The organism is Paraburkholderia diazotrophica, assembly GCF_038900755.1.
In the GTDB taxonomy this organism is placed as follows: Bacteria; Pseudomonadota; Gammaproteobacteria; order Burkholderiales; family Burkholderiaceae; genus Paraburkholderia; species Paraburkholderia diazotrophica_A.
Genome location: NZ_JBBPEN010000021.1, coordinates 1 through 26,758, shown reverse-complemented (window position 1 = coordinate 26,758; position 26,758 = coordinate 1). Strand labels below are relative to the sequence as shown.

Genomic DNA, 26,758 nt, shown 5'->3' with positions numbered 1-26,758 from the left:
AGCCGTATCGCCGCATCAGTTGATCATGGCGGATCGCAGCACGCACCGAGCACGTGCGCGCAGGCGCCGTCAACGGCGTCCGTATCTAGCGCTTGCGCGTCGGAAAATCTTCGACGGTATTGGCATCATCAGAGGATGTCCGTGGGAAATCGGACTGGGCCGGCCTCCCGCCGCGGTGACGCAGACCTTCTGGCTGAGTGGCACCACCGTCCGTGTCCTCCCTGCCACCGCTACCACGCGCTGCGAGTCATTGCGCGTGTCGTCTAAAGGTGCATCCAATATGTATCGGGAATCGCTCGATCCTCTTCCGACATGAATGGATTGTCCAGCCATATCACCTTCCTGCCACGCAGATTTCCGCGCTTCAACCCATTCTGGATGTACGGATGCGTATTGAACAACTGCAGATACGAGCCGTCGCGCCAGGCGGCCGTGAAGCCACGCGCGATCGTCGTCGCCAGATCTCGATGATTCGGCGACACATAGAACAGAAAATCGGAACGATACGCGAGCAGCAGACTTTGCTCGACGGCGAGATCGGGCTCCGTCGCCCTGCGCGATTCCAGTTCGGGATACGCCTCGATCACGCCGCGCGGGAAATAGTCCACGCGCCGGCCCTCCAGCATCTTGAAGATCGTCTCGTACGTCGAAGGTGTCTGCACGCGAAGACCCGCGTTGCGCATGATCCTGGCATCGATCCAGCCGAGACCCTGCACGCCCGTCATCGACCGAAGGTCCTCCAGCGTTTCGATCCGGTCGAAATCGACCTGGCGGTCCTGTCTGATCAAAAACACGCGATAGCCGATCAGACCGCGATGAATTGGAATATGCACGACGTTCAGGCCGCGCTCGGCCTGCGCCTCCATGCTCGTCCAGTGCAGGTTGATCGTCGTACCGCTGGCGAGTTCGGCGAGCGCTCGGCCGCGCTCCATCACGACCTCGAGCTGACGCGTCGTATACGACGCGTTGGCCGCTTTCATCGCGACATCCAGCGTAGCGAGCGCGAACGCCGCATGCACGTCGCGTCCCGGTCTGATCTGCGGATAGACAATGTCGAAATGCTGGTCCGGTGCGGCCCGCGCGGCAAACACCACACCCGCGGCGGCACTCGCCGCCGTGATAATAAAGCGCCTGCGATGCATAACCACTGATGACTGAAACTGGGTCGTACAGGTGGCTCGCTTATTGCCAGCGAGCCTGGTGAAATCCTGTCACGGGCGGTGCCGCAAAAAAATGCGGACAAACCCCCTGACAGAATGCTCACCGATACTCGCCTCGTCCCTGCATTTCGCGGGGCGAGGATCCCGCTACTCGACGATCAACCCGTGCCGGATCGCGTACCGGATCACTTCGGCATTGTTGGAAAGCCCGAGTTTCTGCATCAGTCGCATCTTGTGTGTACTGATCGTTTTCGCGCTGAGCGCGCACGCGTCGGCGATTTCGTTGATGCTCCTGCCCGCCGCGAGCATCTGCAGCACCTGAAATTCGCGGTCCGACAGCACTTCGTGCGGCGGCACGTCGCCGCGCTGTGTTTCGAAGACCATTGCATCGACGAGTTTCGGATCGATGAAGCGGCCTCCGTCCGCGAGCTTGCGGATCGCCGCGAGCAGCACGTCCGGGTCGCTGTCCTTGGTCAGATAGCCCGTCGCGCCCGCGCGCAATGCGCGCGACGCCACCTGCGCCTCGTCGTGAATGCTCAGCACGAGTACGGGTAGCGAAGGCTGCTCTGCCCGTACTCGACGGATCAGATCGACGCCGCTGATGCCGGGCATCGTCATGTCGAGCAGCAGCAGATCGACGACGCAACTGCGCAGCCTGTCGACCACTTCTGCCCCTTGCGCCGCTTCCGCCACGACGACGATATCGCTTGTGGTTGCGATGATCTGCCTAAGTCCGCCACGGACGATCGCATGATCGTCTGCAATGAGTATCCTGATCATGTTCGAGGTCCGCCATCGAGCGGGATGTGAATCGAAACCGTGGTGCCCGCGCCCGGCGCGCTGCCGATCGAAAGCGATCCGCCGATCAGCCGCGCGCGCTCGTTCATGCCGAGCAGACCATATGAATAATTGCGCCGCACCACTTGCTGATCGAAGCCGCGGCCGTCGTCACGCACCTGCAATTCGAACTTCTCCGCCGTCGAGATCAGCGTCACGTCCACGCGCGTTGCGTCGGCATGCCGCGCGACATTCGTCAGGGACGCCTGCACGATGCGGAACACGGCCGTCGCGTGCGCATCCGGGAGCGCAGGCTCGCCACCGACGATGCGCAACTCGCAAGGAATCGGATTGCGGCGGTTGAACTCGTCGACCAGCCATTCGAGCGCCGACACGATGCCGAAATTCAGTGCGGCCGGCCGCAAATGACTCGCGACGTTGCGTACCATCCAGATCGTACCTTCGACCAGTTCGCGCATGTCATCGGCTTTTTTCGTTGCTTCGGGATCGTGCGTGAGGCGCATCTTAAGCAGCGACACGTCCATTTTGAGCGCAGTCAGCAACTGGCCAAGCTCGTCGTGAATCTCCATCGCGATGCGCTTTCTCTCCTCTTCGCGGATCGCCTCCATGTACGCGGACAGCTCGCGCTGCTGCTCGCGTGATTCGACGAGTTCCTGTTCCATCTGCTTGCGCCCCGTGATGTCGTTCAGGCCGACATAGATCGCGGGAGAATCGTCGTAGGTGGCGACGCGCGCCGTCGCCATCGCCCAGAACTGCGTGCCGTCGGGGCGCCGGAACTGCACCTCCGCATTACGCAGGCTGCCCTCCATCCGCAGATACTGGATCAGATGGTCGCGCTCGCCTGGATCGGTGTAAAAATCTGCGATATTGGCCGACATGCCTTCGTCCATGCCGAAGAGTTCGCGCAGCGGCTCGTTCGTGTAGAGGATGTGTCCATCCGGCATCGACGTGATGCACAACGGCACCGGACTGGTTTCGACGATTACGCGAAAGCGCGCCTCGCTTGCCTGCAAGCGCGCGTCCGCGCGCCGCCGCTCGTCGATCTGCGCGTGCAGGTCCGCGTTGGCGCGCGCCAGTTCTTCGGTGCGCGACGCGACGCGCCGTTCGAGGTCATCGCGCGCCTGCGATAGCGCAGCCTCCGTTTCCTTGCGCACGGCCACTTCGGCGAGCAGTTGCCGGTTCTGTACGAGAAGCTGCTTGTGCATGGCGCGCAGCTCGAGATGCACACCGACGCGCGCCAGTGTCTCGTCGACGCGCAACGGCTTGGTCACGTAGTCGACCCCGCCCGCCGAAAAGCCCGCGACGCGATCCTCGTCGCCCGTCAGCGAGGTCATGAAGATCACGGCGATATCGCGCGTGCGTTCGTCGCGCTTCAGACGGCGACACGTCTCAAAGCCGTCGATGCCCGGCATCTTCACGTCGAGCAAAATCAGGTCGGGCTGCGCGAAAGCCGCGCGCTCCAACGCTTCGATACCGTCGAGCGCCACCAGCACGCGAATCCCCCGCGCTTCGAGACTGTCGACGACCACGCCGAGATTCGCGGGCGTATCGTCGACGATCAGGACGGTGTCCGTGTGTACAGCTGGAGCGGCGAGATGGCTCATGTTGCGGTATCCCCTTCCAGGTGCCGCTCAACGAGCTGCAGGATCGCCTTCGACTGGTACGCGCGCGCCAGTTGATGCAGCCGCGCGGCGAACCCCGCATGCACCGGATCGCTCGCCGCAATGCGCTCCGCCCACTGAACGATGCCGCGCATATTGCCGTCGCGCGCGAGCTGATGGAGTTCGTTCATTGCATCGATGGACATCGCGGCGGGAGACGTCAGCGGGCTATCGGGCACGACTTCCGTCCATACGGCAGCTTGAGTCCATGTGATGCCGAGCAAATCCGCCATGCGTGCGAGCAGCAGATCGAAATTCACCGGCTTGGCGATGAACGCATTCGCACCCGCGTCGAGACTCTTCGCGCCATCCACGCCGAGCGGCGTCGCCGATACCGCGATGATCGGAACGTGCGCGAGTTCGGGCATCGCGCGCAGACGCTGCGTCACTTCGAGACCGTCGATGCCGGGCATCACGATGTCCGTGAGGATCAGATCGGGACGCTCCGCCTGCGCGATCGAGATGCCGTCGCGGCCGTTGTCGGCCTCGACGGTATCGAAGCCGATGCGCTCCAGCAGTTCGACGACGACAGCGCGATTGACCTGCACGTCGTCGATCACGAGCACCTTCAGACGCGGGCCTTCGTAGCCCGTGACGACAGACGCAGGAACGGGCGCGCGCGACGCGGGCCGTTCGACTAGCGACGCCGGCAGTTCGAACCAGAACACGCTGCCCCGGCCGACTTCGCTTTCGACGTGCACCTCGCCGCCCATCGCGCGAACGAACTGCCGGGTGATCGCAAGGCCGAGACCCGTGCCGCCCGCACGCCGTTCTGCGCCGCTCGCCTGCTCGAACGGCATGAATATCTTCTCGTGATGTTCCGCTCGAATGCCGATGCCCGTATCGTGGACTTCGAAGCGGACTCCACCGCTTGCGCTTCGTCCGATATGCAGGCGCACGCTGCCTTCGTCGGTGAACTTCACGGCGTTCGACAGCAGATTGAGCAATACCTGGCGCAAGCGGCGTTCGTCGGCGCGCACACCGGATGGTGCATCGGCCGCAACCGCGCATTCGAACGCAAGCCGTCTCTGCTCGGCCTTCACCGCAATGATTTCGCGTATCGTATCGACGAGACCTGCGAGCGGCACATCGCAGATCTCGAAGCGCAGCTTGCCCGCTTCGACTTTCGCGAAATCGAGCGTCTCGTCGATCAACGTCAGCAGATGTTCTCCGCTTTGCTGGATAACAGCGACACCATCGCGCTGACGCACGCTCAACGTGCTGTCGCGCCCGAGAATCTGCGCATAGCCAAGAATGCCGTTGAGTGGTGTGCGTAATTCGTGGCTGAGATTCGCGAGGAATTCGCCTTTCGCGCGATTGGCCGCTTCCGCCGAGCGCCGCGCTTCGCGCTCGATGGCCGCCTCGCGCTCGTCGAGATACGCGCGATGCAGGCGCATGCCCATCGCGTTGAACGCCGACACCACGCGGTCGAGTTCGTCCGCCTCGCGCGGCGGCGTGCGCCGCAGGACGAACGGCTGCGGCGGCTCGTGGAAATCGTAATCGCTGACAGTGCGCGCGATCGCCGCGAGATGCCGCGTGACCAGCCGCCACAGGATATAGAACGTGAAGAGCGCGGCCAGAAATGTATTCGCGCCCTGGCTCACGAGGATCACAAGCGCGGTGCGCGCAAGCTCGTGATAGAGATTGGCGAGCGTCGCCTCGACATACAGGGTGCCGATGCGCTCCACCTTGTCCTGCACGCGGTACAGGATCGGAAACTCCCGCGCGACCTTCATCTCCGTCATGCGCTCGCCCACGGCCACGATCATCGGTGTGCCGGCCGACGGCGACTCGCGCACTTCGGCCGCGCGAATATCGGCGAGGCGAAGCATGCCTTCCAGTTCCAGCTTCAGTTGCGGCTGATCGAGCCGCCATAGCGCTTCGCCAAGACTGTCGCGATAGCTGCGGTCGATATCGACGAGACGGTTCTGAATCTGCGCGATGCCGCGCTCGTAGTCGCGATAGAGCTGCACCGCCGTCAAGATCAGCGTGATCGCGCAGCTAAAGACGAGCACCGTCGCCAGCAGCCGCAGCACCACGCTGCGCCGCACGTAACGGAGCCCGCTCCACCATGCGTCGAACCTGTCGAGAGCCATATCTTCCCGCGAGTGCTGCCGTTGTGTGTGTCCTATTCTGCACTCGATGCCAAAGCCCGGTCTACCGCGCCTCACCCCGGTTTCAAACGTCCGATGAAACAACGCGCGCGCCCGCCCGCAGCCGCCTGCGCATTTGTCTTTGTGCGTTGTCTTTGCCGGTTTTGCCTGCGTTGTCCGCTCGCGAGCTGGTCCGCATGATGGCGCATCGCTTCACCTACCCGCCGCAAAGCGCCCAGCGCGCTGTCGGTCAACGGCCAGCAATGCAACAGATAGGCGAGCGGCGTCACGCTGCGCGTCTCGCACCAGGCGTCGAACAGCCGCGACAGAGCGAATCGACCTGCTCGACAACGTTCTCCCGCTCGGACAGATAGGCCATCATGATGCATCGGGCTCAACATCGCGTTTCGATGACTCATCATCTGCGATCGGTAATCGCGTTGCAGTCAGCGCACGCGCAAAGACGGCCGTGCGACATCCTGATTCGCGCGTCAGGAAATCCTTAACGCCCATTCACGCAAAAAGCCCCGGCACCCGTAAAAGACCCTTATATGCCGGGGTGCTTCACGCCGCTCCATTCAGGAAATCCTGACAGCTCAAATCAGTGCTTCCTGAGATGACATTCCGCCGCCGCCGATTGGGCGCACGCATCGATCGCCCGTAGCATCGGTTCATCGTGCATCGCGGGGACAGTCATGGCGGGCAACAGATCGCTGCGCTCTCAGGTCGAAAAACTGGTTGGCTCGACACGTAGCCGGGCAGCGCGCGTGCGACTGCTGGAACGCTCGCGCTCCGGTGGAACGTGTCGCGTGTGCATTCAGATCGACCGGCCGACTGGCTCGTTCTCCCTCTTCTTCTTTCGCCATGCCGACCGCACATGGCATGTGTTTCCGCCGGACCGGCGCCGACCGGAGATGGGGATAGGCCGCAAGGCAGCCTGATCGTTCTGCAAGCCAGGGAGATGTACATGCACCACGACGCTTCGAATGCATTGCCGCAATATGTGATCGAACTGCGCGCGTGGCTCAGCGACTGGTACGACCATGCGTTCAATGTGGGCTACATCCATCTGCCCTTCACACTCGACGAAGCGATTGCGGACCGCCTCGAGGGGTACTTCAAGGCGGGCCTGACGCCAGCAGAAGGCGCGATGGCGTTTTTCGGCTTCGTGCATTGAGAGGCGAGCGATGAGGTTTGAAGAGTTCGATGCCCGCTTGTCGCGCCTGCTGGTCACGATGCCTGCCGGGACGACCGCTGATCTGACGGACGGCATGATCGCCTGGTGGAATGGCGCGCGGACAATCTATGCGTGGATTGGCAAGGGCGACGATGGGAGGCACAGCGGATTGCACGCACGTGAACTCGATCTCGCCGACGACTGGGGACAATTCCATGACTGGCTCACCGCATGGATCAACGAGCCGCGCTTCAGTGCGCGTCCGGATGTAGATGGTCACGGACGCTGACGGACACGAAGACACCAGCGGTGGCATCGGTCCAATGACGGCCATCGTCGCCGCGGTCGGCGATGCCCGGCAATTCCGCGCCGTAGATGCCATTGATCGAGAAACTTGTGGGGCCATCAATGAAACACCAGATCGTCGGGCGTTATCGCGGATTCGTTATTGAAGCGCGCATGGAGCCGCGGACGGTCCGCTCGTCCGATGGAGTCGCGCTAAGATACCGCGTCTCGTGGTCGTTGCGTACAGTGACGTCAAAACAAAAGGTCATCGGTGACTATGCCGATCCTGTCATATACGACTCGGACAGCATCGCTCTCATTTGCGTTGACCGCTCAGCTCGTGCGTTTATCGATGCCATGCTGGCGGATGCTTTCGATCTCACCTCGGGCAGGATGCTTAAATTGTGAATGCCATAAGAGGAAAGTCTTTTCATGCTCTTTTTGGCCGTTCAAGGCTTAGGACACTGTTTCTAATCAGCACCTGCCACCGGCGGCTCGCTGCTGATGTGTACATCGACTGGACAGCGTCATGAGTTGGTGCGGAAGGTTCGTCACGACTTCAGGAAGGCGCTCAACGCTTGGGGAGAAACACGTTCCATAGCGGCTCCTCCCCACCCACCCGCGCAAGCGCGTCGTTCTGCCTCCTTGCTTCCCGCAGCGACCCGACAATCCGCATCGGTGCCACTGCGGCTCGCCGAACGGCCGCGGCACAATGCTCGCTGCCGAGCGGTTTCAAGCCGCCTGAAGTCCTTGTACTGGAACGCCCCACTTCGACATCGATAATCGATGCATGGAGCGAAGCGAGTCGCTGCCACTATGGCGAACAGGTCGGGACGCTGACGAAGACCGTCTGCGACGGTTACTGGGGCTGTCTTGCGTTCGTGTGAAAAGCCGGCGATTGTGTATTTGTGTCGCGGGAAACACCACCGCCCTCAACCATGACCCGGTCGGTGAGCGCCCCACCGACCTCGAACTGACCATCGCCCATGCTATGGATGGCCCGCAATGGCGCCCGCCTCGGACCTTTACAGCGGCAAGCAGGTTGGCCAATCGGCAAATCGGGCACTGACTCTTCTGCGATAAAAACCGCGAAATCGCCGAACCCGTTCGTTCGTCGCGCAAGGATTGAGCGGTGAGCACACTGGCTGCACGATGCGTGAATATCGGTAACGGGCGCCGTGCACGCGGGTGCGCCCTCTCACAGGACTGAGAGGATAAGATGACCATACCGAAGAGCAATCCTTACGTCTCGTCGTGGAAAAACAGCTTGGTTTTAACCTCGGCGCTTTCAGATCAATAGCGCGCTGGCAGGCGGCTTCCAGCCGCGCACGGCTGTGGTCCTTGCCCATGCGCAGCACGCCCAGGCAGGCGCGGTAAGTCGTTGATGAAGTGACTTATCTGCTTGACAGTGAGATTTGCTTTCTCGTTTGCTACGTTCATTTCCAAACTCCAGATGCGTGTCTGGCCAATGCGGCCCGTCGGTTCAAATCAGGCAACGTTACGCAGGGCGTCACGCACCGTTGAGAAAATCTGGCCAATCTTCTGCTCGTCGACAATCAGCGGTGGCGAGAAGGCAAGGATGTCACCCGTGTAACGGACAAGCACGCCGGCCTCGAAGCACTTCAGGAACACCTCGTATGCACGTGCCCCTGGCGCACCCGCGCGCGACTCAAGCTCGACACCGGCGACCAGACCCAGATTGCGGATGTCCCTTACATATGGAGACCCATGCAGTTCGTGCACAGCATCTTCGAACGCACCGGACAAATCTTTCGCACGCTCGAACAACCGGTCGCGCTTGTAGATGTCCAGTGTTGCGATTGCAGCCGCGGCCGCTGCCGGGTGCGCCGTGTACGTGTAGCCGTGGAAAAACTCAATGGCATTCTCGGCTCCGGAGTTGACAACGGTATCGTGCACCTTCCGACTGGCCGCCACAGCACCCATCGGTATCGCCGCGTTATTGATTGCCTTGGCCATCGTGATGATGTCCGGCACCACGCCGAAGTATTCACTCGCAGTGGGCGCACCGAGGCGACCAAAACCGGTAATCACTTCATCGAAAATCAGCAGGATGCCGTGCTTCGTGCAAAGCTTGCGCAGCCGTTCGAGATATCCCTTCGGCGGAACAATGACACCCGTCGAACCGGCCAGCGGCTCAACAATAACGGCCGCGATGGTCGATGCGTCGTGCAAAGCTACCAGCCGCTCAAGTTCATCGGCCAGATGTGCGCCCCATGTCGGTTGGCCGCGCGTGAACGCCGCTTCCGCGATGTTCAATGTATGCGGAAGGTGGTCGACGTGTGGCATCAGGTTGCCAGAGAAAGTCTTGCGGTTCGCAAGAATGCCGCCCACCGAAATGCCACCAAAGCCGACACCATGATAACCACGCTCGCGACCGATGAAGCGGGTACGTTGACCCTCGCCACGAGCGCGGTGAAAGGCGAGTGCCATCTTCAACGCGGTGTCGACTGACTCTGAACCCGAGTTCGTAAAGAAGATGCGGTCGAGGCCGGCCGGCATGAACTCGGCGACCTTCGTCGCTGCTTCAAACGCGAGTGGGTGGCCCATCTGGAACGTAGGCGCGTAATCCATCGTCGCGAGCTGTTCGGCCACGGCCTCTGTGATTTCGGAGCGACCATGGCCGGCGTTCACACACCACAGCCCCGCCGTCGCATCGAGCACGGGACGGTCGTCGACCGTCGTGTAGTACATGCCCTTAGCTGATTTGAAGAGTCGGGGTGCTGCCTTGAATTGGCGGTTCGCCGTGAACGGCATCCAGAAGTTCGAAAGGTCAGGGCTTTGCGTTGTGCTCATGATTTGACTCCGTGAATATGGAGCCAACTCTATCGACTTCGCACGCTACAATCACTGAACAGCCAAAGTCAAACCGCCAGACCGTGCTGATTTTTTCTTCCCAACTGTATTGAAATGTTCAAGCTGAAGCTGTCCCGGTCGCGCAAGGACGAAGGCACGCTCGTGGACCAGATTGTCTCGTTAATCGAAGAAGAATTGAGACATGGGACGTATCCTGCCGGGACAGCGCTGCCGTCAGTACGCGCGTTTGCGAAGTCGCATAACCTGAGCACCTACACGGTCTCCGAAGCGTATCAACGGCTTGTCTCACTCGGGCTGGTTGTGGCGCGCGCAGGCGCGGGTTATCGCGTCGCAACGCCCGCCGCCAAGGCTCCTGCAGCGCCCGCCTGGAGCGCGCCGCGCCTGAATGCCGCGTGGCTCCTCTCTGATGTATTTGCAGACCAGTCTGTGCCCATCAAGGCGGGATGCGGCTGGATTCCGAACGACTGGATAAACGAAAGCGGCGTCCAGCACGCGCTGCGCGTCGTAAGCCGCGTTCCTGGGCCGCGCATTGGAGGGTATGGTCATCCTTACGGGCTTGCTACCCTGCGTGAGCACATCGCCAGCTCGTTGCGCAGGTATTCCCTTTCGGTTGGACCCACTGATGTCCTTTTGACGCAAGGTGTCACGCAGGCGCTAGACCTCATAGTCCGTACGCTGCTGCAGCCGGGCGACACGGTCATCGTAGAAGACCCGTGCTACTGCAACCTGCTGCAGATTCTGAAAGTGGCATTCGTGAATGTCGTGAGCGTGCCCCGCACGCCGGACGGAATCGATAGCGCCGAACTGGAAGAGATAGTCCGGCTGCATCGGCCGAAGGGTATATTCGTCAACACGGTGTTGCAAAATCCGTCAGGAACATCGCTCAGTGCATCATCCGCGTTCCGCCTGCTGCAAATTGCCGACCGTGAAGGCCTGTGGGTCGTTGAAGACGACATTTCCAGAGAGCTTGCACCGCAGGGCGCGCCCTGTCTCGCGGCCATGGAAGGATTGCGACGAGTCATCTACGTGTCGGGCTTTTCCAAGACAATTACTCCCGCAATGCGAGTCGGCTACATCGCCGCGAGCCGCGACCTGGTTTCGCGGTTTGCGTTGACCAAGATGGCGGTGGGCCTGACATCGTCAGAAGTCACGGAAAGGGCCGTCGCGAACGTGCTTATAGAAGGTCACTACGAGCGTCATACCGCTCACATCCGAGAGCGGTTATTCAATGCTCACGTGCGCGTGACCGAGGCGATGGCCGATGCAGGACTTAAGGTCTTCCACACGCCAACCGCCGGACTGTTCTTGTGGGCGAAGTTGCCTATCCGGCCTCAGGACAGCATCGAAGTGGCCCACGAAGCGTTGGCAAAAGGCATATGGCTTGCGCCAGGTTCGTATTTCCGGCCCGGGGAGCCTGCATCGGAATGGTTCAGGTTCAACGCAGCGACGTCTGACGTTCCTGAACTGTGGGCCTTCATGAAGGGATTGTCGGGACTAAACAGATAGCGAACAGCGAGAAAAAGGCAGCCCTGGAGAGACCAAAGCTGCCTGCGTCGGTTACAGAATCGCCACCGACTCCGTCATGTTCTGCCGCATGTAATCGAGGAATCGCTTCTGGAATAGCATGGTGTGTTCGTGCGCTGCTTTTTCGGCGGCATCGGCATCTTTCCTCGCTATTGCGTCTATCAGTTCCTCATGGTCACGTCCAAGCTTTGCTGCGGTAGGCGACGTGACCGTGAAGTCAAAATGCAGATGCAGCAGACGCTGGCCCTCGCCCAACAGGCGCTCGTAATACCCCACGAAGTACGGGTTGTTGGCCGCATGCGCGATGGTCATGTGCAGCGCCTTGTTGGTCTCGGACATCGCCTGAAAGTCGCCACTCTCAACCGCCTGCATGTAGACGTCATCCGCCTTGCGAATTCGGGCGAGGTCGGCATCGGTCCGGTGCTGAGCCGCGAGGCGCGTGACGGCACGCTGGATGAGGTCCAGCGCCGAAATGTATTTCGGAAATTCCTCAATCTCGAACGGCGTCACAAGCGTCGTCCGGTTGGGAAGTATCGTCACCAGCCCTTCGCTAATCAGCCGCGCAAGCGCATCCCGCACCGGCGAGCGCGAAAGCCCGAACTGCTCCGCGAGCGAAACCTCGTCCAGCGGGGCACCTGGTTTCAGTTGGAGCGTCAGAATCTGCTTTCGCAGTTCTTCATAGATGTATCGGCCGCCATGCCGACGGGGCTCGGTCTCCGCCGTACCTTTGCTCATCGTTTCACCACCATAATCGTGGGCCCGGAAAGACGGGCGCGCATTCAAGTTTATCATCGCGCGCACTCCACCTCAGACCTCCGGGAAACCCGAGCCCCACGTATCGCTGAGCGTGAAGCCATCGGCCAGCGGGTCGTCGGGGTCGACCCCAATCTGCTGGATACCGTAGAGCCAAGCCCGCCCCTGAATACGCGGAAGAACTGCCGGCCTGCCACCCACATTGGTCTTTCCGAGAAGTTCGACATTGAATTCGCCACCGATGGTCGAGCGCGATTTGAGCCGACTGCCGACGTCCGCCAGGCCCCGGGCGGCCAGCGTCGCGAGGTTGGCTGAGCTTCCGGTCCCGCACGGCGACCTGTCAACCCGGCCGGGAGGCAGTGTCGTGCATGTTTGATACAGCTCGTCACTGACGCGGTTACGGAACATCACATAGGCGACTTCGTTAATTTGCGGGTAGAGAGGATGCTGTAGCTGGATTTGCCGATTGATGACATCCTTCAGCGAAACGCCAAGCTCCGCAAGCTCGCGCGCGTTTTCAGGAGCAATCCTCAGCCCCACCTGTTCGACATCAATGAGCGCGTAATAGACCCCGCCGAAAGCGATGTCCGCCATGATTTTTCCGAACTGTGACGTCTCGAAGCTGAAGTCCAGCTGTTCGACAAACGCGGGCACCATGTCGAGCGAAACGCCCGTGCAACGCCCGTCCTTGCATGTCGCGCGCGCAGTGACCAGTCCTGCCGGCGTATCGAGCACGACAGTCGTTTCTGGCTCCTGCATCTCGACCATGCCCAGCTCCAGCAACGCAGTCACAACGCAGATTGCGTTACTGCCCGACATCGGGTGTGCCTTGTCCGCCTGCAGCACGATGAAGCCAGCGTGTGCTTCGGGCCGTGTCGGCGGCAGCAAGAGATTGACCGACATCTGGAGGCATCCACGAGGCTCCAGCACGACGAGCTTTCGAAGACTGTCATCGACTTCGTTGATGTAGTTCATCTTGTCGAGCATCGTCTCACCGGGAATGCCGACAACCCCTCCCGTGATGACCTTACCGATTTCGCCTTCGCAGTGAACGTCGACCAGCTGCAGCGTTTTTTTCCAGCGCATGATTGTCCCGATTACCTAATGTACCAGCCCCAAGGCTTGTCACTGTTGAAACGCGTAATTTGCTTGGTCTCGAGATAGTTGTTCAAGCCCCACTCGCCGAGTTCGCGACCAATGCCGCTCTGCTTGTAGCCGCCCCACGGCGCTTCCGTGAACGTCGGCTGGCTGCAGTTAATCCAGACTATTCCCGCGCGCAACGCGCGGGCCACACGCTCGCAACGCGCATCATCACGAGACATCACTGCGGCAGCCAGGCCAAACCTGGAGTCGTTCGCGGAACGTACCGCTTCGGCCTCTTCATCAAAAGGCCGGATGCAGACCACGGGACCAAATATCTCTTCGTTCCATACCCAGCTTTCGGCCGCAACATCGGCAAATACCACCGGCTCCATAAAGTAGCCCTTGTCGAGATGCGCCGGCCGACCTCCGCCCGTTACCAGACGAGCGCCTTCACCCCTGCCACGCTGTACCGCCTCAAGCACCTTTTCGTACTGTCCCTGGCTGACAATAGGACCGAGCAGCACGCCATCCTCGAGGCCGTTTCCGATAGTGATTTTGCGCGTTTCCTGTTCGAGTCGTTCGAGCAGGCGCTCGTAAATGCCACGCTGCACGAGCACTCGCGATGTAGCCGAGCAGACCTCGCCTTGATTCCAGAAGATGCCAAACATAATCCATTCGACCGCAGCATCTATATCGCTATCGTCGAAGACGATAAATGGTGACTTCCCGCCCAGCTCAAGGCTGATGTTCTTGATGTCGCGGGCGGCCGCCTGCATGATGCGGCTGCCCGTCGGTACGCTACCGGTAAACGCCAGCTTGTCGATGCCGGGATGCTCGCTTAGCGGAGCGCCCGCATCCTTACCCAGGCCGGTAACGATATTGAGCACACCGGGTGGCAGGTCGGCGGCAGCGGCGATGTCTCCGAGCTCGAGCGCTGTCAAAGGGGTCAGCTCTGACGGCTTCAGGACCATCGAACAGCCAGCTGCAAGCGCGGGCGCGACTTTCCATGCGGCCATCAGCATCGGGAAATTCCAGGGAATGATGGCACCAGCCACACCGACGGGCTCCTTGCGCGCAACAGAGCTGAAGCGGTCATCGGGCAGCGCGACAGGCTTCTCCGCAACAGAGTCCAGCATTTCGGCAAGCCCGGCATAGAATTCAAAGCAGCCCGCTGCGTCGCCCAGGTCCCATAGAGCTTCCGGCAGCGGCTTCCCGTTGTCGCGCACCTCGATTTCTGCGAGTTCCTGGAGGCGATCGCGAATACCTTTTCCAATTCTGCGAAGAATAGCGCCACGCTCAGCGCCGCTCATATGCGGCCACGGACCATTGTCGAAGGCTTTGCGGGCAGCCTCGACTGCCGCGTCGACGTCTTCCGAAGTTGCAGCTGCGACGTTCGCAATCACCTTTTCCGTGCTCGGGTCGATGGTTTCGAAGGTTCCGTTTTGCACGGGCGCGACCCAGCGGCCGTTGATGAAAAGCTTGTCGTACGATTTCATGGTCAGATGCATTCCTGTGTTCGCGATTTGATGAGTTTGTCGTCAACGGCTTCGAGCCAGGTATCCGCGACGGTGAAGCCCGTCTGGAATCTGTCCGTCGGGTCGGCGCCAATCTGGGAAATGGCGGTTATCCATGCCTGGCCAACTACGACGGGCACCACGGCTGCGTAATCGCCGACCGTCGTCGTCGACGCAACCCGGCTTTCGAATTTCGAACCAGTAATCGATTCGTGAATAAAGCTCTCGCCCACGTCAATGAGGCCGCGCGCATGCAACACTGCGAGACGCGACGAGGTTCCCGTACCACATGGAGAACGGTCACAGCGTCCGGGCGAAACAATCACGGTATTGCGCGCGAAGAGCCGTCCATTTTCCCGTTTTAACGGCCCCATGAACTGCGTGTTCGTGACACCTTTGATGAGTGGATTCAGCGGATGTGAGAAGGGAAGCTGGTCGACTGCAGCGGCCTTGATTTTCTGTCCAAGTTCACAAAGGTCTCGCGCCTCGTCCGGTGTAATCTCAAAGCCAAGAGATTGCGCATCGACAAGTGCGTAAGTCATGCCGCCATAGGCGACATCGATTTTGATGGTCCCGACACCAGCGACCTCGACATTGGCATCAAGATGAGCAACGAAGGCCGGTTGATTCGTGAATTCAATTCGCGTTACCTTGCCGTTCGAACATTCGCAACGCGCGTGAATAAGCGCGGCAGGCGCCTCCAGCACCAACTCGGTTACGGGCTCTTCCATCTTCAGAATGCCCGTTTCGAGCAGTACTGTCGCGACGCACATCGTATTCGAGCCGGACATCGCCACGTATTCGGTTGACTCGCCAATCACGTAACCCATCTGCGCGCGAGGGTCCGTCGCCGGCAAAATGAAGTTGACGTTGTGATTGACAGCCCCGCGAGGTTCGAAGAGACAGATCTTTCGCAGTTCGTCGCCGTGTTCTTCGAGATACATCATCTTGTCGAACATCGTTGCGCCGGGCACGTCAACCAGTCCCCCCGTCACCACATTGCCGATTTCGCCCTCGGCATGGCAACTCACCATCGTGAAAGTCCTGTTCCAACGCATTGGTTTCTCCGCGACAAATGCTTCAGATGAGCCGTTTGTTCTAGAACCGGTAGGCACTGAATGGCGCAAGGTCTTGCCTGGTCGGACGGCCTTCAACCAGGTCGGCAATCAGCCTGCCCGTTGTGGCACCAAGCGTGAGGCCAAGCTGCCCATGACCGAACGCCATAAAAACATTGCCCAGCCTGCGAGAGCGGTCGATGATGGGTTTGGTGTCGGGAAGGAATGGGCGATACCCCACACCGTACTCGACCCGCGACGTTCGCATTTCCGGCAGCACGCGTTTCGCTTTTTCAAGGATGATGTCCGCACGCTTGAAATTTGGTTCTGCACCATTGGCAGCGAACTCGATGGTGCCGCCAATCTGGAGACCCCGGGTCATCTGGGTGAAGCAAAAGCCCCCGTCCGCATAGATGGTCGAGTGGCGGATTTCGACACCCGGGTCCGAAACTACGGCCTGGTAGCCCGCGATCCCTGCCAGCGGTACATCGATGCCAAGCGAGTTGAAGAACCTGCGTGTGCCGGTACCTGCCGCGGCGACGACGTGGTTCGCTGCAACACGTTCGCCATTCGCGAGCGTGACCCCCGTCGCGCGACCATTCGATTCGTCGATTTTTGTGGCTTCAGTCTGGATGCGGCGGCCGCCCTGGGCAACGAAACTCTCCGTGAGTGCCGCGATGAAACCCATCGTATCGCTCACAGCGCGCCAGTCAGGGAAAATCAGCCCATGAGCGAACTTGCCGGCGAGTGCCGGTTCAAGGTCACTGATTTCCTTCGCGTTGAGTCGCTGTGACTTGAAACCAAGCGACTGTCGCAGGTCCAGATGCGGCTGCTCGTGGTCCAGTCCACGAGGGTCGTCGAACACCTCCAGAATGGGGCGCTCGCCCATGAGCGTCTTGTCGTCGCAGGCTTCAAGCAGCGGAGCGAAGTCCGAATAGACGTCATGCGTGAGCGTCGCCATGGACTGGGCAATGTCCACGATCTTCGAGTGTCTCGCGCACATGAGAAACCGGAGGAACCATGGGATGATGCCTGGCAGCGCGCTTGGACGAAGCGCGAGCGGCCCCTTCTGGTCCATCAGCCAGCCAGGCACCTTCATGAGAATGCCTGGCTTGGAGAGCGGAATGATTTCGCTCACGGCCATCTGGCCACAACTCCATTTCGCAGTGCTGTTGCCCGGCGCCTCCGGGTCGATCAGCGTGACGGCGTATCCGGCTCGCTGCAGATAGAGCGCGCAGCATACGCCCACGATTCCACCGCCTATCACCACGGCCGCTTCCTGAGCGGAAGGTAGCCCGTCGCGTGAAGACACTTCGCGAGGAACTGCGTTCAATTGACATACTCCTGCAAACTGAAGCCATGGGCGTACGGCTGTGCGTCGTCGACGTAATGTTCGGCGCGCCCCGTCAGCCATGCGCGACCTTCGACGCTGGGTAGAACAGCATCGAGACCGTTCTTGAGTTTTGTCGTTGATTCGACTCGGCCGGTGAAACAGCTACCAATCAGGCTCTGATGCCGGAAGGACTGTCCCTCCCGCAGAAGTCCGCGCGCATGTCGCTGTGCGACACGCGCAGATGTGCCAGTCCCACAGGGCGAGCGGTCGATGAGGCTGTCGCCGGCGATAACGACCGCGCGTGCGTCAGCACTATCTGATATGGGTGCCCCCGTCCACATGGTGTGTTTGACCATTCGAATGCTCGGGTTGTCTGGATGGACCACCTCGATGGTTTCATTTACCGCGGCCTGCATCAGGCGTCCCCACTCCAGAAGTTCGTCTGGAGAAAAGTGCTCACAACCGGGAAAGTTCGGCTGCACTTCGACAATCGGGTAGAAATTGCCGCCGTAAGCAATATCGACGTTGAGTCTGCCGAAATGCGGATGGTCGATTTCAACGTCCCGATAAAGAAGGAAGCTCGGCACGTTTGTAAAGCGGACCGTCCTGACCCGACCGCCTTCCATTTCATATGTGGCTGCCAGCTTCCCCGCAGGCACGTCAACGACGACCGTGTCGGGCAATTTCGGCTGAATGAGCCCGGCTTCGAGTGCAAACGAGATGGAACCAATCGAAGCATGCCCGCACATTGGCAGGCAGCCTGAGGTTTCAATGAATAGCAGGCTCATGTCCGCGTCTTCGGAAAGCGGCGGATAAAACAGTGTGCCGGACATATGGGAATGGCCTCGCGGTTCGAGCATCAACGCCCGCCGAATCCAGTCGTGACTTTCGATGAACGCCTTGCGGCGCGCTTCCATGGTCGCACCCTGAAGAGGCGGCGCCCCGTCAACCACCATACGAACAGGCATACCTTCCGTATGCCCTTCGATGCTCACGAAACTGTGTCTGCTCATTCCAGAATGTCTCGAAAGAAAGGAATGCCGGCGGACTGCTCCGCCGGTATATTCATCAAGCCTGCGCGGCTTCGAACACGGCCCGGAATTCGGCCTTTTCTTCGTCGGTCAGCGGTTGCAACGGCATGCGCGCCGCGCCGACCTTGAAGCCGGCGAGCTCGCAACCGTACTTCACCTTCTGCACGAACTTGCCCGCTTCCATGGTCGCCATGACCGGGAAGAGCGAACGCATCACATCCTGAGCGCCGCGAATGTCGCCCGCCGTGAACTTGTTGTAGAAGTCCACCACCGGCTTCACGAAGCAGTTTGCGGGGCCACAAATCCAGCTGCTCGCGCCCCAGAGGAAGAAGTCGAGCGCCTGGTCATCAGAGCCGCACGACAACTGATAGTTGTTTTTATACTTCTCGCCGATTTCAATGGCGCGCAGCAGATTGCCACTGCTTTCCTTGATACCGACGACGCGCGGGTTGTTCTTGAAGGCGTCCAACACGCTGAAGCCAACTTCCACGTTGGTCCTCACCGGATAGTTGTACAGGACGATGTCGACGTCCGGCACTGCCTTCAAAATAGCTTCGTAATGGCCGATGAGTTCCTGTTGCGACGGCAGAGCGTAGTACGGCGGAGCGATGAGCACGTTCTTGTAGCCCGCATCGCGAACGAGTTGAACCTGTTCGATGACTTCGCGGGTGCACGAACCGTTCGCGCCGCCGATAAGCGTGCCGCGGTCACCCACGACTTCGAGAACCGTCTTCAGAATGGCGCGTCGCTCGTCGTGCGTCAGCGCGTAGTATTCACCCGTCGAGCCCAGGGGCACGAACCCGCTGACCCCTGCCTTGAGCTGGAACTCGAGGATGTTGGCAAGGGTGTCATGGTCGACGGCGCCCGACGCGTCGAACGGCGTAACGAGCGCGGGCAGGATTCCTTTCATCTGCATGTGTTTCTCCACTTAACGATGGACTGGGTGGGTTAGTAGGCAAAACGCCTGAGCAATCGCGTTTCAACCACGCCGACCAGACGCGTCAGCGGGAAAGCGACAAGGAAATAAATCATTGCAACGGTCGTCAGAAACTCGACGGGGCGCGCGGTACTGGTCGAAATGTTCTGCCCGACAAACATCAGGTCAGCAACACCGACGGACGAGATGAGCGCGCTTTCCTTGAACAGACTGACGATGTTCGACAGCAGCGGCGGAATGGCGCGCAGCAACGCCTGCGGGAAAATCACGTACAGAATCTTTACCTGAGGGGAAAGGCTCAGCGCGATACATGCGTCGTGCTGCTCGGCCGAAATGGATTTCAACGCACCGCGAAAGGTCTCGCTGGTAATGGCCGCCATGTACAGCGTCAGCGAAATCACGACGGACACATACGGCGGAATCGGAACCCTGAAGACCACGGGGAAGCAGAAGTACACCCAGAACAGCTGGATAAGCAAAGGCGTCCCACGGAAGAATTCGACGTAGAGAGTTGTCGCCGCCTTCATCCAGCGCGAAGGAGACATCCGCAGGAGACTGAGAACAAACCCTGCGAGGCTGCCAATGACGGCACAGCTGCTCGTGAACGCGACGGTAAGCCCCAGCCCTTTCAGCAAAACGAGCCAGTAAGGCAGGACGGTGGAAAAGTCGAGATGCATGGTCTTCTCCTCAACGCTGCACGGCGAGGTCCTGACGACGCTCGATGACATGGACGAGTCTTGCAATCGGCAGGGACAGCGCGAAGTAGATGAGTGCGACTACCGTGTAGGTCTCGAGCGGCCGATACGCTTCCGTCGCGAGGCTCTTTCCGACATACATGAGGTCCGCGACCGCGACGATGGCGACGAGCGCGCTTTGCTGGAGACTCCCGATGCCATTGGTCATGAGAACTGGCATCGCACTACGAAGCGCTTGCGGCAATACCACGTAAGCCGTGCGTTGCCAAGGCTTCAGCCCAAGCGCGACTGATGCGTCAAGGTGTTCCTTCGGCACCGCCTGGACACCCGCACGATAGGCCTCGGCGTTGAATGCCGTCAGGTTAAGACCGAGTGCCAGCACGCCCATCATGATGGGGTCGATAAACACATCGACCATCATTGGAATGCAGTAGAAGAACCAGACGATTTGAAGCAATGCGGGCGTGCAGCGGAAGAACTCAATGAACAGTTGCGCCGGCCAACGAAGAATGACCCAACGGCTCATCGCCAGAAGACACAGAAGAAATCCCAGCACGAGGCCCATGATGTTCGATGCAATCGCAAGCTCGATAGTGACCTTGAGACCGGCGAGCAACGCGCCCACACTGCCTTGAAGGAAGTCGAAGTCGAAGTGATACATGGCGGACCTCAATCGAGATGCAGAACTTTTTCGAGGAATTCGCGAGTGCGCGCTTCTTTCGGGTACCTGAACATGTCGGCTGGTGCACCCTGTTCGACGATTTTTCCGCCCGCACAAAATACGACGCGAGTAGCGATGTCGCGCGCAAAGTGCATGTCGTGCGTCACGATAATCATCGCCATCTTCTGCTCGGCGAGTTGAAGCATTACGTTCTGTACTTCGACGACCATCTCAGGGTCGAGGGCCGAGGTCACTTCGTCGAACAGCATCAGCTTGGGCTCGAGCATCAGCGCGCGGGCAATTGCGACACGTTGTTTCTGGCCGCCGGAGAGCTGGCTGGGATATGCGTGGAGTTTGCTTTCCAGGCCCAGTCGGGCCAGATACATGCGGGCGCGTTCCGTTGCCTGCGCCCTGGAAAGGCCGCTGACCTTGACAGGCGCGAGGATGAGGTTGCTCAAAACAGAGAGATGCGGAAACAGCGTGTAGTGCTGAAACACCATCCCAATCTGCTTCTGCAGTTTCGTGTCAATGCGCTTTGACCGGCCAGAATCTGCACCGTAGATATACGGCTTACCCTGGAACCCAATCTGTCCGCCCTGGATGCCCTCCAGCCCCATCATCACGCGCAGAAGCGAGCTCTTCCCACTGCCACTGGGGCCGATGATGACGAGCCGGTCGTCGGCGCGCATATCGAGATTCATGTGGTCCATCACGACCAGGTTTTCGCCGTAGGACTTGAATACGTCCTTGAATTGCACAAATTCGCCGGTCGTGGACGGCGAGAGGTCCACAACGGCCGACGGAATGTGGTTTTGGGAAACCATGGTTTGAGGTGACAACATGAAATCTCTCCAGCGGGACGCGCCGACTGGCGCGTGATTTGTGAATCGAATCCGACGTTTCCTGATGTGCTGACGCGGTACGCGCAAGTCGGCTAGCTCATCTTTAGCCTGTCTGCCCTGAATCACGTACACAGCTCTGCGCTCTTAATTGTGTGCAAACATGTATGCAATACTAGGAGACCGAATTCAGGACTGTCAACGACTGTTCGTCCAAATCCAGGGAAATCACCGAGCGAAGAAGTGAGGCGACGGCAAAAAGGAGAAAAGCGCTGGGCGCAAGCGGAGATACAAAGGCGGCAGGGAGCCGGGCGGCACCCTGCCGGGCAAGCGTGGAACTTCAGAACTACTTATTCGATGCCAGCATGGACTGAACAGACGCCTTGATGAGCCGATTGACCGCACCCGAGCTAACCTGTTGGCTCAGATATTTGTTAAGGACGGCAATATCGGCCGGCGATGTGTCCTTCCGGACGCCGAATGCGACTTCCTGTTGTGCCAGCGGCGGTGACGGTTGAACGGTAGCGGCCCAGTCCGGATGAGCTTCAGTCAGAAGCATGTTGGTGATATTGGCGTCTGCGAGAAGGTCCGCACGTTTCGACATCAACGCGAGACGCGTTTCGTCGTTGCCCGGCAGCCGCATGATTTGAGCCTGCTTGAATACTGCGGAGATAGCCTTGTCCTGCGCCGTCCCCGACATTACCGCCACATTCACGCCTGGCTTGTCGATTTCCGCAATCGTGTGGGCACCCTTAGGAATCTTTGGGTTGTTCTTGTTGTAGACGAATGAGACGTTGTAATCCGTCGCGGGCGCGGAGAAGGAAATGGCCTTCTCCCGCTCCGGCGTATCGTTCAGTGCCATTGACAGGTCCCATTTGTCGGACTGCAGACCCGCGACGATGTTATCCCACGTCGTATCGACGAACTCGACCTTCACCTTGAGTACGTTCTGCCCGAAGTTTCGACACAGCTCCGAGAAGAAGCCGCTGTATTCCCCAGTCTTGGGGTCGCGCATGACATACGGGGGCGCCACTGCCGCTCCACATCGCAGGACACCCGCTTTTTTCACGCTGGCCCAGCCGGTGTCATCGGCGCGCGAAGGCGCGCTCGCGATAGCGCAGCTGGCTGCAACCAGACACAGAAGAGCTCGAGAAGTGAAACGAGACAGCCAAATCATAGTGACCTCACAAATAAGGGTAATCCGATAGGCAGACGCGGCCACCACACATCTTTGTGTATTTTTATGTGTGCAGCGCTGTATGCATGGTAAGAAGTCAATATTTGGACTGTCAACTAGGCGATTGCCCTAATTCGGCGGGTTGCAACGGCGCTTTTCCTTATCAAGACAGCCTCTCGCGTCGACAACAGTTGATACAACCAAAATCTCGGCGTAAAACATTATTAAAAACTACATTATTGGAAATAGCATCACTGTGTTTCCTGCCGCTCTGGTAGTTAGGCAGTTTTTGTCATTTCCTTACCCTCCTGTGGAGTCAGCCGACATGCGAGTCGTTGTCCTCGGAAGTGGAGTCGTTGGCGTTACGAGCGCTTTCTATCTCGCGCAGGCGGGTCATGAGGTCATCGTTCTCGACCGGGAGAAAGGTCCAGCACTGGAGACGAGCTTTGCGAATGCAGGACAGATTTCGCCAGGATATGCCGCCCCATGGGCGGCGCCCGGCGTACCTCTGAAGGCAGTGAAGTGGATGTTCCAGAAGCACGCGCCGCTGGCTATCAGACCGGACGATGAGGACAAGCAGTTTCAGCTTCAGTGGATGTGGCAGATGCTGCAGAACTGCACCGCTGAGCGCTATGCCATTAACAAGAACCGCATGGTCCGACTCGCAGAATACAGTCGCGATTGCCTCAAGACTTTGCGTGCAGAAACGGGCATTCAGTACGAAGGCCGTACGGGTGGCACGCTGCAGGTATTCCGTACGCAGCAGCAGTTCGAAGGCGCGGCGAAGGACATTGCCGTGCTGAAGGAGGCGAATGTCCCGTACGAGTTGCTAACGGCTAGTAAGCTTGCGAAAGCCGAGCCTGCCCTCGCTGCAACGTCGCATAAGCTGACGGGCGGACTGCGGTTGCCTGGTGACGAGACGGGCGACTGTCAGTTGTTCACGACCCGACTCGCGGCGCTTGCTGAAAAGGCAGGTGTGAACTTCCGTTACAACACGACGGTTGATGGGCTGGTAGTCGAAGGAGGCAAGGTGGTTGGCGTGCGCCATGGCGCCAAGCTGATTCATTCTGACGCGTTCGTCGTCGCATTCGGTTCCTACTCGACGAACTTCCTGTCTGGCCTCGTCAAGATTCCGGTCTACCCCCTCAAAGGATATTCCATCACCGCGCCTATCCTCGACGAGGTGCGCGCGCCCGTCTCAACTGTCCTCGACGAAACCTACAAAATCGCCATCACGCGCTTCGACAAGCGCATTCGCGTGGGCGGTATGGCCGAGATTGTTGGTTTCGACAAGCGCTTGCGCGAGGCTCGTCGTGAGACGCTCGAAATGTGCGTGAACGACTTGTTTCCGGGCGGCGGCGATACGACTCATGCGACCTTCTGGACGGGGCTACGCCCAATGACGCCGGACGGGACTCCGATTGTCGGCCACACCGCTGTGCCTAACCTCTATCTGAATACCGGCCATGGGACGTTGGGCTGGACGATGTCGTGCGGCTCGGCGCAGCTTCTGGCTGACCTTATTTCGGGCCGTAGGCCTGCAATCCAGTTCGATGACCTCAACGTCTTCCGATACGAGAAAGAGGCGCCTGTGCCCGAGGATTTTGCACTTAACTAAGCGTTAGCCGTTCGACACGTATGCACCTGTGCGGGTGGCCTTCCGACTCGCCATAGGCCCAAACGCTCTTCGTTCGAAACTCTCTACGAATTCAAGCCATGCCGCGCCCAATTAAAGCTTCCATCCATCCCAACGCTGTCAAACACAACCTCGAGGTCGTCCGAAGAAAGGTTGCGAATTCTCGCGTCTGGGCCGTCGTGAAGGCAAACGCATACGGACACGGAATCGAACGGATTTATAGTGGTCTGGGAGCAGCAAACGGAATCGCACTACTCGACCTCGACGAAGCGGTTCGCGTTCGAGAACTGGGGTGGAAGAAACCTGTTCTTCTGCTCGAAGGCGTGTTCACAAACGATGACGTGAAGACTGCCGAAGAGTTCGGGCTAACGGTCGCCGTGCATTGCGACGAGCAGCGTGCACTGATTGTTGCCGCAAAGCCCCGGCGGCCAATTGACATTTATCTGAAGATGAACTCGGGGATGAACCGGCTCGGATTCACGCCGGAAAACTATCGGGCAGCTTGGGAGCGCGCTCGCGCATCTGAAGGCATCGGCTGCGTTACGCTCATGAGCCACTTCGCGAATGCAGACGAAGGCAGCGTCGACTGGCAGCTCGACCAGTTCGATGAGGCGACACGCGATATTCCTGGGGAGCGCAGTCTCTCGAACTCGGCAGCAGCTCTTTGGCATTCGCCAGCTCATCGCGACTGGGTGCGACCTGGAATCGTTCTGTACGGAGCTTCGCCTTCAGGGCAATCCAGGGACATCAAGGACGTTGGGCTGCGTGCCTCCATGACATTGCGCAGCGAACTCATCGGGGTCCAGACGATGCGCGCTGGCGAGACGGTCGGCTATGCGCGAACCTTTCGAGCCGAGGAAGAGATACGAATCGGCGTGGTTGCGTGTGGATACGCAGACGGCTACCCGCGCCATGCGCCGACCGGTACACCAATCTCCGTCGACGGCATCATCACGCGCACCGTCGGCCGCGTTTCAATGGACATGCTCACCGTGGACCTGACGCCCTGCCCCAACGCGAGCATTGGTTCGAGAGTCGAGCTCTGGGGCGAACAAGTCACGATTGATGACGTCGCGTCCGCGTCTGGTACGATTGGATACGAGTTGATGTGCGCGTTAGCGCGCCGGGTTCCGTTGAGCGTGTCACCATAGACAAGCCATTCGAGCTGTCTGTGGGAGAACTGCGAGGCGAACAGCCACAGCAAGAGCCCTCCGCCGATCAGCACGGTCTGTGCGGCTCTTGCCGGGCTTCATTTCGCGGTCTTCGCCATGCTTATGCCTGTGCATGCAGTGCCAGTACTTCAAAGTTCATAACACGGTCTCAAGATCCGATAGGTGGAAGCTTTCCGTGCACTTATCCAGCGGCACAAGGTGACGCGCGCGGCGCAGTTGCTGCATATCTCGCAGCCGGCGGTGAGCCGCCTGATCGCGGACTTCGAGGACAGCGTGGGCTTCACGCTGTTCGAGCGTCAGCAGGGACGGCTGGTGCCGACCGCAGAAGCACGCGTGCTATATGAGGAAGTAGAGCGCGCGTTTGTCGGTCTCGACCGCATTGGCCATGCGGCCCAGCAGATACGCGCGATGCGGCGCGGCTCGCTGCGGGTGGCGGGATCGCCCGCCATCGCGCTCGAACTGTTGCCCGCCGTCGTCGCGCAGTTCGTGCAGGCGCATCCGGGCATCGACGTGACCTTGCTCACGCATAGCGCGAGCACCGTCGTGGACATGGTGGCGTCGGGCCGATACGATGTCGGGTTCATCGCCGAAGCGATTCCGCATCCGTCCGTGCGGCGCGAACGGCTGACGGATGCGTCGATGCGCTGCATTCTGCCGCTCACGCACAGGCTTGCGAGAAAGCGAGCGCTTAAGCGCCGCCGACCTGGAAGGCGAATCGTTCATCTCCTTCCCGCGCTCGTTCGACGCGCTCACGGCTATCGACCGCGTATTCGTCGAGCACAACGTCCAGCGTCAGATGAGCGTTGAGGCGCAGCTGTCGCAGACCATCGTCGCGCTGGTCGCCAACGGCGCTGGTGTCGCGCTGATCGATCCCGTGACGGCGGCGTACGCGAAAAACCGTGTCGCCGTGCGGCCTTTCCAGCCCGAGATTCGTGACCAGCTATACGCGTCGACGCAGCCGCTGCCGGGCATCGCCGAGCTGTTCTGCGCACGAGCCCGCGAATCCTTGACGCGACTCGTGAGTGCGCACTGCTCATGTCGGCTGTCATCACAAGCAATTAGAAGCCACATCGGGCGCAGGATGTTTGAGTACCCAGTCGATCCGCCCCTCCCTCCATAGTCCTTCGCTCGAGCTTAGGCATGCCGTCGCAATGCGTCCACTCCAACGACAAAGGGAGCGTCGGGCGACCGTTTTAGATCGCCATCCTGATGGTAAGCGTTCGATCTGTACCGTCGCCACGTTCCGCGTAGAAGATGCAATCATTGGCCGCAACGGGCACGAGTGACCGACAGTGTCCACAAACTGGGGAGAATGGACACAGTGTCTCAGACAGTCGAA

At 59.8% G+C, this 26,758-nt stretch carries 23 protein-coding genes and 2 pseudogenes; 8 read left to right on the top strand and 17 right to left on the bottom strand.

Going from position 1 to position 26,758, the window contains the following annotated elements; translation table 11 throughout:
• Window positions 1-263 precede the first annotated feature (263 nt).
• From AABE10_RS33755 to AABE10_RS33735, 5 genes and pseudogenes are all read right to left on the bottom strand, one after another.
• Window positions 264-1,142, bottom strand: a complete 879-nt coding sequence (locus tag AABE10_RS33755; protein ID WP_342937441.1) for a hypothetical protein — start codon at window positions 1,140-1,142, stop codon at window positions 264-266.
• Between the two features lie 165 nt (window positions 1,143-1,307).
• Window positions 1,308-1,940, bottom strand: a complete 633-nt coding sequence (locus AABE10_RS33750) for a response regulator transcription factor (protein WP_342937440.1) — start codon at window positions 1,938-1,940, stop codon at window positions 1,308-1,310.
• Window positions 1,937-3,562 carry a hybrid sensor histidine kinase/response regulator gene (locus AABE10_RS33745; RefSeq protein WP_342937439.1) on the bottom strand — a complete coding sequence of 542 codons (1,626 nt, stop codon included), beginning with the start codon at window positions 3,560-3,562 and terminating at the stop codon, window positions 1,937-1,939. Before AABE10_RS33745 ends, AABE10_RS33750 begins: the two co-directional genes overlap by 4 nt.
• Window positions 3,559-5,715: an ATP-binding protein gene (locus AABE10_RS33740; RefSeq protein WP_342937438.1), complete on the bottom strand. Its 2,157-nt coding sequence runs from the start codon at window positions 5,713-5,715 to the stop codon at window positions 3,559-3,561. The genes AABE10_RS33745 and AABE10_RS33740 overlap by 4 nt, the downstream gene beginning before the upstream one ends.
• Window positions 5,716-5,897: 182 nt before the next feature.
• Window positions 5,898-6,094: pseudogene (locus tag AABE10_RS33735) on the bottom strand (hypothetical protein); the annotation flags it as partial.
• A 313-nt stretch (window positions 6,095-6,407) separates the two neighbouring features.
• On the opposite strand from AABE10_RS33735, the gene AABE10_RS33730 reads away from it, so the two are divergent.
• The 4 genes from AABE10_RS33730 (at window position 6,408) to AABE10_RS33715 (ending at window position 7,582) form a co-directional block, all read left to right on the top strand.
• Window positions 6,408-6,653 carry a hypothetical protein gene (locus tag AABE10_RS33730; protein WP_342937437.1) on the top strand — a complete coding sequence of 82 codons (246 nt, stop codon included), beginning with the start codon at window positions 6,408-6,410 and terminating at the stop codon, window positions 6,651-6,653.
• A 26-nt stretch (window positions 6,654-6,679) separates the two neighbouring features.
• The gene (locus AABE10_RS33725; RefSeq protein WP_342937436.1) at window positions 6,680-6,889 is read left to right on the top strand and encodes a hypothetical protein; all 210 of its coding nucleotides are present in this window, start codon (window positions 6,680-6,682) and stop codon (window positions 6,887-6,889) included.
• A gap of 10 nt (window positions 6,890-6,899) precedes the next feature.
• A complete protein-coding gene (locus tag AABE10_RS33720) occupies window positions 6,900-7,178 on the top strand; it encodes a hypothetical protein (RefSeq protein WP_342937435.1) in 279 nt (92 codons plus the stop codon).
• A gap of 119 nt (window positions 7,179-7,297) precedes the next feature.
• A complete protein-coding gene (locus tag AABE10_RS33715) occupies window positions 7,298-7,582 on the top strand; it encodes a hypothetical protein (RefSeq protein ID WP_342937434.1) in 285 nt (94 codons plus the stop codon).
• A gap of 1,080 nt (window positions 7,583-8,662) precedes the next feature.
• On the opposite strand, the gene AABE10_RS33710 is transcribed toward AABE10_RS33715, so the two are convergent.
• Complete coding sequence (locus tag AABE10_RS33710; RefSeq protein WP_342937433.1) at window positions 8,663-9,988, bottom strand: aspartate aminotransferase family protein; 1,326 nt, start codon at window positions 9,986-9,988, stop codon at window positions 8,663-8,665.
• Window positions 9,989-10,102: 114 nt separating this feature from the next.
• Here AABE10_RS33710 and AABE10_RS33705 point away from each other — a divergent pair, with 114 nt between their 5' ends.
• Window positions 10,103-11,515: a PLP-dependent aminotransferase family protein gene (locus AABE10_RS33705; RefSeq protein WP_342937432.1), complete on the top strand. Its 1,413-nt coding sequence runs from the start codon at window positions 10,103-10,105 to the stop codon at window positions 11,513-11,515.
• 51 nt (window positions 11,516-11,566) lie between these two features.
• Here the strand turns inward: AABE10_RS33705 and AABE10_RS33700 are convergent, their stop codons facing one another.
• The 11 genes from AABE10_RS33700 to AABE10_RS33650 form a co-directional block, all read right to left on the bottom strand.
• Window positions 11,567-12,268 (bottom strand): GntR family transcriptional regulator, encoded by a 702-nt coding sequence (locus AABE10_RS33700; RefSeq protein WP_342937431.1) that lies wholly within the window; start codon window positions 12,266-12,268, stop codon window positions 11,567-11,569.
• A gap of 72 nt (window positions 12,269-12,340) precedes the next feature.
• Window positions 12,341-13,372 (bottom strand): proline racemase family protein, encoded by a 1,032-nt coding sequence (locus tag AABE10_RS33695; RefSeq protein ID WP_087733494.1) that lies wholly within the window; start codon window positions 13,370-13,372, stop codon window positions 12,341-12,343.
• An 11-nt stretch (window positions 13,373-13,383) separates the two neighbouring features.
• Window positions 13,384-14,865 carry an aldehyde dehydrogenase family protein gene (locus AABE10_RS33690; protein WP_342937430.1) on the bottom strand — a complete coding sequence of 494 codons (1,482 nt, stop codon included), beginning with the start codon at window positions 14,863-14,865 and terminating at the stop codon, window positions 13,384-13,386.
• A gap of 2 nt (window positions 14,866-14,867) precedes the next feature.
• Complete coding sequence (locus AABE10_RS33685; RefSeq protein ID WP_342937429.1) at window positions 14,868-15,941, bottom strand: proline racemase family protein; 1,074 nt, start codon at window positions 15,939-15,941, stop codon at window positions 14,868-14,870.
• 40 nt (window positions 15,942-15,981) lie between these two features.
• Window positions 15,982-17,271 (bottom strand): NAD(P)/FAD-dependent oxidoreductase, encoded by a 1,290-nt coding sequence (locus AABE10_RS33680; RefSeq protein WP_342937428.1) that lies wholly within the window; start codon window positions 17,269-17,271, stop codon window positions 15,982-15,984.
• A complete protein-coding gene (locus tag AABE10_RS33675) occupies window positions 17,268-18,284 on the bottom strand; it encodes a 4-hydroxyproline epimerase (protein WP_342937427.1) in 1,017 nt (338 codons plus the stop codon). The genes AABE10_RS33680 and AABE10_RS33675 overlap by 4 nt, the downstream gene beginning before the upstream one ends.
• Before the next feature lie 55 nt (window positions 18,285-18,339).
• Window positions 18,340-19,218 (bottom strand): 4-hydroxy-tetrahydrodipicolinate synthase, encoded by an 879-nt coding sequence (gene dapA, locus AABE10_RS33670; protein ID WP_342937426.1) that lies wholly within the window; start codon window positions 19,216-19,218, stop codon window positions 18,340-18,342.
• A 32-nt stretch (window positions 19,219-19,250) separates the two neighbouring features.
• Window positions 19,251-19,916: an amino acid ABC transporter permease gene (locus AABE10_RS33665; RefSeq protein ID WP_342937425.1), complete on the bottom strand. Its 666-nt coding sequence runs from the start codon at window positions 19,914-19,916 to the stop codon at window positions 19,251-19,253.
• 10 nt (window positions 19,917-19,926) lie between these two features.
• Window positions 19,927-20,595: an amino acid ABC transporter permease gene (locus tag AABE10_RS33660; protein ID WP_342937424.1), complete on the bottom strand. Its 669-nt coding sequence runs from the start codon at window positions 20,593-20,595 to the stop codon at window positions 19,927-19,929.
• A gap of 8 nt (window positions 20,596-20,603) precedes the next feature.
• Window positions 20,604-21,437 (bottom strand): amino acid ABC transporter ATP-binding protein, encoded by an 834-nt coding sequence (locus AABE10_RS33655; protein ID WP_342937423.1) that lies wholly within the window; start codon window positions 21,435-21,437, stop codon window positions 20,604-20,606.
• 343 nt (window positions 21,438-21,780) lie between these two features.
• Entirely contained in the window at window positions 21,781-22,611 is an 831-nt protein-coding gene (locus AABE10_RS33650) for a substrate-binding periplasmic protein (RefSeq protein ID WP_342937422.1), read from the bottom strand.
• A 325-nt stretch (window positions 22,612-22,936) separates the two neighbouring features.
• Between AABE10_RS33650 and AABE10_RS33645 the strand changes: the two genes are divergently transcribed.
• The 3 genes and pseudogenes from AABE10_RS33645 to AABE10_RS33635 form a co-directional block, all read left to right on the top strand.
• Complete coding sequence (locus AABE10_RS33645; protein WP_342937421.1) at window positions 22,937-24,229, top strand: D-amino acid dehydrogenase; 1,293 nt, start codon at window positions 22,937-22,939, stop codon at window positions 24,227-24,229.
• Between the two features lie 98 nt (window positions 24,230-24,327).
• Window positions 24,328-25,398: an alanine racemase gene (gene alr, locus AABE10_RS33640; protein ID WP_342937420.1), complete on the top strand. Its 1,071-nt coding sequence runs from the start codon at window positions 24,328-24,330 to the stop codon at window positions 25,396-25,398.
• Window positions 25,399-25,581: 183 nt separating this feature from the next.
• A pseudogene (locus AABE10_RS33635) lies at window positions 25,582-26,437 on the top strand (LysR substrate-binding domain-containing protein); the annotation flags it as partial.
• Between the last annotated feature and the right edge of the window lie 321 nt (window positions 26,438-26,758).